A 7343-nucleotide genomic window follows, 5' to 3' on the forward strand; every position below is an offset into this window, starting at 1 on the left:
CTCATCGTTGGCAGTGGTGGAAGGGAACATGCGCTGGCATGGAAGATCCGGCAGAGCCCCCTAGTAGAACGTATTTGGGTGGCACCCGGCAATGCGGGTATCGCCGAATGTGCGACTTGCATTCCACTGCGTTCGGATGACACGTCTGGACTGGCCGAGTTCGCCGTGCAGCACAGGGTCGGTCTGGTCGTCGTCGGGCCGGAGGAACCACTTACGAAGGGGATCGCCGACGTTCTTCGTGCCCGAGGTCTGTTGGTCGTTGGTCCAGGAGCGGCGGGGGCACGGCTCGAGGGGAGCAAATCCTTCGCCAAAGGGTTCTGCGAACGGCACGGGATCCCGACGGCTCGTGGAATTCGTTGCGAAGATGCGGGGACCGCACTGGCACATGTGGGAGATATGGGTTTTCCACTCGTTGTGAAAGCGGACGGTCTGGCCGCCGGCAAGGGCGTCGTCATCGCGACAACACGGGGTGAGGCTGTGACGGCCATCGAGAGTCTGGCTGGTCGAGGTTCGTTGCTGCTCGAGGAGTTTCTCACGGGGCGCGAGTGTTCTCTGCTGTTCCTCTGTGATGGGAAGGCCGTCCTGCCGTTTGCACCAGCGCGCGACTACAAGCGCGTGGGGGACGGCGACGTGGGACCCAACACGGGTGGCATGGGCAGCTTCTCTCCGGTGCCGGACGTGACGTCCGCTGTCCAGCGTGACGCGTATGAGCATATTGCGCTGAGAATGCTCGCAGGACTCGCCGATGAGCAGATCGACTACCGCGGAGTCCTGTATGCGGGTTGCATGGTGACGAAGGACGGAGTCAAGGTCCTGGAGTTCAACTGCCGGTTCGGCGACCCGGAGACCCAGGTCCTCATGCCGAGGATCCAGGGGGACCTGGTGCCGGCGCTGGTGGCGTGTGCCGAGGGCCGGCTGGCAGATGCGCGGCTGGAATGGTGGGAAGAGACAGCGGTCTGCGTCCAGATGGTCTCGAGCGGATACCCGGCGGCGCCGGTCACGGGCATGATCATCGGCGGGCTGGACAAAGTTCCACAAGACGTCATGGTATTCCACGGCGGAACACGGCAGGAAGATGATCAACTGGTGACAGCGGGGGGTCGGGTGCTGGGGATCACAGCTATCGGTGCGACCATGGCCGAAGCGCGCACGCGGGCATATGCGGGCGTCAGCGCCATCCATTTCGAGGGTGCGCAGTGGCGCACAGATATCGCGTCCGGAATGGACGCAACGAGGGAAGGTGAACAGACATGATCGAACGGTATGCACTTCCGCCGGTCCGGGACCTCTGGACCGAGCAGGCGCAATACGAGCGCTGGCTTGAGGTCGAATGCGCGGTCACTGCGGCGTATGAGGAACTGGGTGTGGCGCCCGCCGGAACGGCAGACCGCGTCCGCCGTACGGCAGTGGTAGACGTGGAGGACATCCATGCCATCGAGGCGACCGTCGACCACGACGTCATCGCGTTTATCAAGTCGGCCACCCGTGACATGGGGGACGACGCCCGCTTCTTCCACCTGGGGATGACTTCATCGGACGTCGTGGACACGGCGCTGGGCATTGCGCTCAAGCTGTCGGGCCAGCTCGTCCTCGCCCAGCTGGGCGAACTGAGGAGTGTCCTGGCCGGGCAGGCATCGCGCTTCCGGACGACGGTGACCGTCGGCCGTACGCACGGCGTTCACGCCGAACCCACCTCCTTTGGACTCAAGTTCCTGTCCTGGCTCGCCGAGACGGAACGCAACGAGGAGCGGCTGGCGGCAGCGACAGATGGAGTGGCCTGCGGCAAGATCTCAGGCGCAGTCGGCAACTACGCCAACATTGACCCGCGTGTTGAGGACATTGCTCTCAGGAGCCTGGGGCTGCGGCGAGCGAAATGCTCTACCCAGATCGTCCCACGCGACCAGCACGCGGCATTTATGGCCGCTCTCGCCCTGGTAGGCGCCCAGGTCGAACGCATGGCGACCGAGGTCCGGCTGTTGCAGCGCACCGAAGTGCACGAGGCGCAGGAACCGTTCAAGGTCGGCCAGCGGGGGTCGTCCGCCATGCCCCACAAGAAGAACCCCATCGTCTGTGAGCGCCTCTGTGGCATGGCGCGTCTACTGAGAGGCTACATGACGGCAGCCTTTGAGGACGTGGCGCTCTGGCAGGAGCGTGACATCTCACACTCGTCAGTGGAGCGGGTCATCCTGCCCGACGGAGTCATGACCACATATTACATGCTTGATCGTGTCATCTGGCTGATGCGCGGGCTTGTCGTGGATGCCGAGGCGATGCAGGCGACGTTTGCGGCGTCGCATGGTCTCGTGTATTCGCAGCGTGTCATGCTGGCTCTGGTGCATGGCGGGATGAGTCGCGAGGATGCATACACACTCGTCCAGCACCTTGCCCTGGCAGCATGGGAGGGTGACGCAGACTTTCACCAGCTCTGCCTGGCGGAACCACGTATCACCACACTGATGAGCCCGGCAGAACTGGATGCTCTCTTTGACCCACAGTATTACCTGAGGAACATCGGCCCCGTCTATGCGCGATTTGGCCTGGATAATGTAAAGGAGGAACGATCATGAAACGTGTCGCAGTGGTCGGCGCCCAGTGGGGCGACGAGGGCAAGGGCAAGGTCGTCAACTACTTCGCCAGGGGCTTCGACTGGATCGTCCGCTTCGCAGGGGGCGCCAATGCAGGCCATACCATCTATGTGGGGGACAAGAAGTACGTCAATCACCTGCTGCCGTGCATCCTGCCCGACGGAGCAGGCCGCGGTTTTCTTGGGGCCGGTATGGTCGTCGACCTGGAGCAGCTGGTGACAGAGGTCGAAGTGCTGGCAAAGGATTTCCCCGGCGTCGGTGCCAAGTTCGCCGTCGACCCGGAAGTCTTCCTGGTGCTGCCTTGGCACAAGCAGCAGGACCAGCTGCTGGAAGCGATGCGTGCCGAGCCCATCGGCACGACCGGCCGCGGCATCGGACCAGCCTATACCGACAAGGCGTCCCGCGAAGGGATCAAGCTGTGTCACCTGTTTGATGAGAAGATGTTGATGGAACGGCTGGAGAACTCCTGGGTGATCAAGCAGAACTTGTATCGAGGCCAGCTTTCCATGCCACCTGCAGAGCTTGCCGGCCTCCTCATGCGACAACGGGACCGATTGCTGGAGCTGGGAGTTCAGGTTACCGGAGCGGTCGACATGGCGCACGTCTTCCGCAGCACGTCGGTGTTGTTCGAAGGAGCGCAGGGGGTGCTGCTCGACCTGGACTTTGGGACGTACCCGTTTGTCACCTCGGGGTCCTGCATGGCCCACGGTGTCTCGTCGGTCGGGTTCTCGACTTTCGAGCTGGACGACGTGGCCGGCGTCCTCAAGGCCTACACGACCCGTGTGGGAGAGGGTCCCTTCCCCAGCGAAGACGATACTGACGTGGCACAGGGCATTCGCGAGCGGGGAAAAGAGTACGGCGCTACCACCGGCCGCCCACGCCGTGTCGGGTGGCTGGATCTGCCGGCATTGCGGTATGCTGCCATCCGGTCGGGACTCACCAGTCTTGTCATCACCAAGGCCGATGTGCTCAATGGGCTGAAGACCGTCCGCGTGTGCACCGGCTACCGCATCGACGGGGTCGTGCGTGACGTCCCGTCGATCTCGCACGACTTCTTCGCCGCCGAGCCCGTCTATGAGGAGCTGCCTGGCTGGCGGACGACCGATGACGTCAACTTCCTCAAGTACATGACGTTTATTGAACAACAGGTCAACGTGCCCATCACGTATATCTCCTATGGACCCCGCACGGATGAGATGGAGACCAAGAGTCGACTCATCATGAATATCTGAGGCTCGCGTGATAGACGCCACCATCCGGCAGATGTCGTTTTCCACTGACCGCTCTCTGCTGCTTCTCGCAGTGGACTGGCGCGTGGACGTGCGCCCAGGCCAGTTTGCGATGCTCAAGGTGGGGGACTGGCCTGTTGTCCCCCGCCCGTTCTCGATCTGTGCGCAGGACCGCGAGGCCGACACGACGAGCTTCCTCATCCGGCGCAAGGGACTGCTATGGGAACAGCTCCTGCGGCTTCAGCCGGGTGCGACGGTTCAGATCAAGGGGCCGCTGGGCAACGGGTTTCCTGAGTTGCCTGCACCGCTCCTTGTTGGGGGAGGATGCGGTGTGGCCCCGCTGCTGTTCGTGGCAGCGTCACGCCCGGTGGCCGGGTTCTACGCTGGGGTCGCGAGTGATACAGAACGGGCCTTCCTGGCCCCGCTCCTTCCGGCCGGGACGGTGGTCACGGTGAACCCACAGCTCGTGACCGACGCGTTCCTGGCAGGTTGCAGTGCAGGTCCGGTGTTCGCGTGCGGCCCATCACCCATGCTGCGCGTGCTTGCCAACCGCTACCGAGGTGGTCCCGTCTGGGTCTCCCTGGAGGAGCGCATGGCGTGTGGTGAGGGGTTGTGCAAGGGTTGTCCTGTCCGGCGGCGGGACGGCAGCGTGGCGCTGGTCTGTTCCGACGGGCCGGTGTTCCCCGAGGGGGAGGTGTCGTGGACATGGCAGGTCTGACAGTTTTTGTTGCCGGTCTCGATTTCGTGAGTCCGGTCATCATCCCTGCAGGTCCCGGCGGTTTTGGGACCGAACTGCGCGAACACTACGACCTTACGGCCCTGGGCGCGTTCACGGTCAAGACGGTCACACCCCATGCCCGCATCGGCAATCCGCCGCCACGTCTGGTGGACACCGGGTTTGGTCTCATCAACTCCATCGGGTTGCAGAATCCAGGGATCGCGGCGTTCCTGGACACGGTATACCCGACCCTGCTGCCGTTTCCGACACATCTGTTTCTCTCGATCGCCGGCGAAACCGTGAACGAGTTCGAGGGTATGGCGCGGACGCTTGCCGGCGTTGAGGAGTTCGACCTCCTCGAGCTCAATCTCTCGTGTCCCAACGTGGAAGCGTCATGTGGTGTCATCGGAGTCAATCCACAAGCCATTCGTGATGTCGCGATGGCAGTGCGCCACGCCTTCCCGGACAGACCTATTGCCGCCAAGTTGCCCTTCGAGGTCCCCGACGTGCCAGGGGCTGTGCGCGCATGCGAGCAGGCAGGCATCGATGTTCTCACACTGTTCAACTGTCCCCAGGCCGTGCGCTTCGATGTGGCGACCGGGAAGCCGTTCCTTGCCCGGGTCACCGGAGGGTTCTCGGGACCGGCGCTCAAGCCTCTGACCCTCGCCAAGCTCCTGGTTGTCCGTTCACTGACACACCTCCCCATCATCGGGATGGGCGGAGCGTGGACTGCCGATGATGTGCTGGAGTTCCGGTGTGCCGGGGCCGATCTGGTGGGCATGGGACTGCATACGTTGCAGGACCCGGCGGAGGTCTGTGTTATCGCGCATCAACTCGCGACGGGATCTTCCTGAGGAGCCCTGGTTCTCCCGTTCCTGCGGAGGCGGGAACCAAAAGATGAGTATAGACGCGCATCAGGAGTGCATCCCCTACTATGGCATCATGGACAAAACGCCAGTAGCGATATACTGAACCGATGAAAACGGATGTTGGTGAATACGTAGAATGTGACGGAAGCAGTCTGGGGGACTCTCTCCGGGACGAACTGCAGCAGCAGTATGACAAGGCTTTTACATTGTCTGACAGGGACGCCCGCGCGGCGAAAGCTGTGGCAGACGAGATCTACGTGAAAGCCGGCGATGCGAACGACCCATACTGGCAGGGCCTGTCCCGGTACCTCGCGGGCTTCTGTTTCTACAACCTCAGTGAGTATGACAATGCCATGGAAGAATTCGAGCATGGCGACCAGATTGCCCAGGAGCACAATCTCCCTAACCTTGTGATCAAGTTCCGCAATGGATATGGGGCGATCTTCTCGCGACTCGGACGGTACCATGATGCTATAGAGCAGTTCACGGAGGGCCTGAAGAAGGCCAGGGAAATGGGTCTGAAGAGTGATACAGGCCATTTCCTCATCAACCTCGGGGAGGCCTCCCTTCTTATGGGGGATGCCGCCCAGGCGCTGTCCTTTGAGTTGGAGGCGGAGGGGCTCATCCCGGAACTGGCCGGCGAAAGCAGATATGCCATCGACGTCTACTACAACCTCGCAGAAGCACAGTCCAGGAGCGGTCGAACAGAGGACGCAGAACGGTCGTACCGCCGAAGTCTCGAGACTGCTACGATGGTTGGCAATACACTCTCCGAGGTGGAAGCGCGTGTTCGTCTCGGTTCCATTCTCGCGGATCGTGGTCACGAAGCCGAAGCGCTTGCTGTCATCGAAGAGGCTCTCCGGCTGAGCAGGAGTTGTGGTTTCCCCTTTCAGGAGGCAGCCTCGCTCCTTGCCTGTGGGCGCATCGAACTGAGCCTTGGCCGTCTGGAAGAGGCAACCCATCACTTTGAGATGGCGGTCGAGGTAGCCGACAGCCACAAGATGGGAGATCTGCTGTCCCCTGCTCTCGAATCGCTCTCCACTGCGAAAGCAGCCATGAATCGCTTCGACGAGGCGTATCACGACCTTCTGAAATCGGTCGAAGCGGCACATACATGGTCGAGTTCGGAGGCAATCAGGATCTTGGCCGGGATGGCGGCAGGATATCAGCTTGAGAAAATGAAGCGCGAAGCCGAAGCCGAAAAGGTTCGACGCGAGGGGCTCGAATCCGCAAACGAGCGCCTCCGGACCGTGACTAGTATCGGGCGGAGTCTCACGCAGAGCCTCGAACCCAGGGACATCCTCACGCGGATGTGGAACGAGCTCTCAACGTCGATCGACCTCAAGTTGCTGGGATTTGGCATCTATAGCCCCGAGTCTGGCGTGATCGAGTTTCCTGGATTGATCGAGTCTGGTGTCCTGCAGAAGGCATCGTCGGTCTTTCTGAGCGACGAGTCCAGTCTTGCTGCGCTCTGCGTGCGGGAGAAGCGCGTCCTCTACTATGCAACGTCAGATGAGGCGCGGTCAGCGCTGGGCGATCATCCGATCATTTCGTTTGGGTCGACGCCAGTCACGTCGGAGACGATCCTGTATCTTCCGCTGTTCAGGGAGAATGATATTGTTGGTGTCATGACAGTGCAGAGTACCCGAGACCACGCATATTCGGATGACATCATCGAGATGCTCGAGGCGATCGCCTCGTTCACCGCGATTGCTGTCGAGAACGCACGCATCATGATCCGATTGAATAAGATGAATCAGACCATATCGGGAGAGAAAGAGCAGGTCGAGAAGGCCGCTCTCGCATCTTCCTGGCTGGCCGAACACGACAGCCTGACAGGACTGTCCAACAGGCGCTTTCTCGAGAGGGTCCTTGACGAGAACATTCGGTTGGCGACACTCGAAGACAACAATATCGCTCTGTTCTTCGCCGACCTCGACGA

The 7343-nt window shown here is 61.5% G+C and carries 6 protein-coding genes; all 6 read left to right on the forward strand.

What is annotated here, in order from left to right; all coding sequences use genetic code 11:
• Nucleotides 1-1254 (forward strand): phosphoribosylamine--glycine ligase (gene purD, locus SMC5_RS06765; RefSeq protein ID WP_119120102.1); only part of this gene is annotated, 1254 nt, incomplete at its 5' end.
• Complete coding sequence (gene purB / locus SMC5_RS06770; RefSeq protein WP_119120103.1) at nt 1251-2567, forward strand: adenylosuccinate lyase; 1317 nt, start codon at nt 1251-1253, stop codon at nt 2565-2567. The genes purD and purB, both read left to right, overlap by 4 nt.
• The gene (locus tag SMC5_RS06775; protein WP_119120104.1) at nt 2564-3817 is read left to right on the forward strand and encodes an adenylosuccinate synthase; all 1254 of its coding nucleotides are present in this window, start codon (nt 2564-2566) and stop codon (nt 3815-3817) included. The genes purB and SMC5_RS06775 overlap by 4 nt, the downstream gene beginning before the upstream one ends.
• A gap of 7 nt (nt 3818-3824) precedes the next feature.
• Nucleotides 3825-4532, forward strand: coding sequence for an iron-sulfur cluster-binding protein (locus SMC5_RS06780; RefSeq protein ID WP_119120105.1), 708 nt, complete (start codon nt 3825-3827; stop codon nt 4530-4532).
• A complete protein-coding gene (locus SMC5_RS06785) occupies nt 4520-5386 on the forward strand; it encodes a beta/alpha barrel domain-containing protein (RefSeq protein ID WP_119175684.1) in 867 nt (288 codons plus the stop codon). The genes SMC5_RS06780 and SMC5_RS06785 overlap by 13 nt, the downstream gene beginning before the upstream one ends.
• 122 nt (nt 5387-5508) lie before the next feature.
• A partial coding sequence (locus SMC5_RS06790) for a tetratricopeptide repeat protein (RefSeq protein WP_119120107.1) occupies nt 5509-7343 on the forward strand: 1835 nt, incomplete at its 3' end.

Origin of the sequence: Candidatus Cryosericum odellii, assembly GCF_003570935.1 — a bacterium.
Lineage (GTDB): Bacteria > Caldisericota > Caldisericia > Cryosericales > Cryosericaceae > Cryosericum > Cryosericum odellii.

Excerpts from the sequence above, each read along its gene's own strand:
- purB (WP_119120103.1), top strand. The coding sequence starts at position 1,251 with ATGATCGAACGGTATGCACTTCCGCCGGTCCGGGACCTCTGGACCGAG.
- SMC5_RS06775 (WP_119120104.1), top strand. The coding sequence starts at position 2,564 with ATGAAACGTGTCGCAGTGGTCGGCGCCCAGTGGGGCGACGAGGGCAAG.
- SMC5_RS06785 (WP_119175684.1), top strand. The coding sequence starts at position 4,520 with ATGGCAGGTCTGACAGTTTTTGTTGCCGGTCTCGATTTCGTGAGTCCG.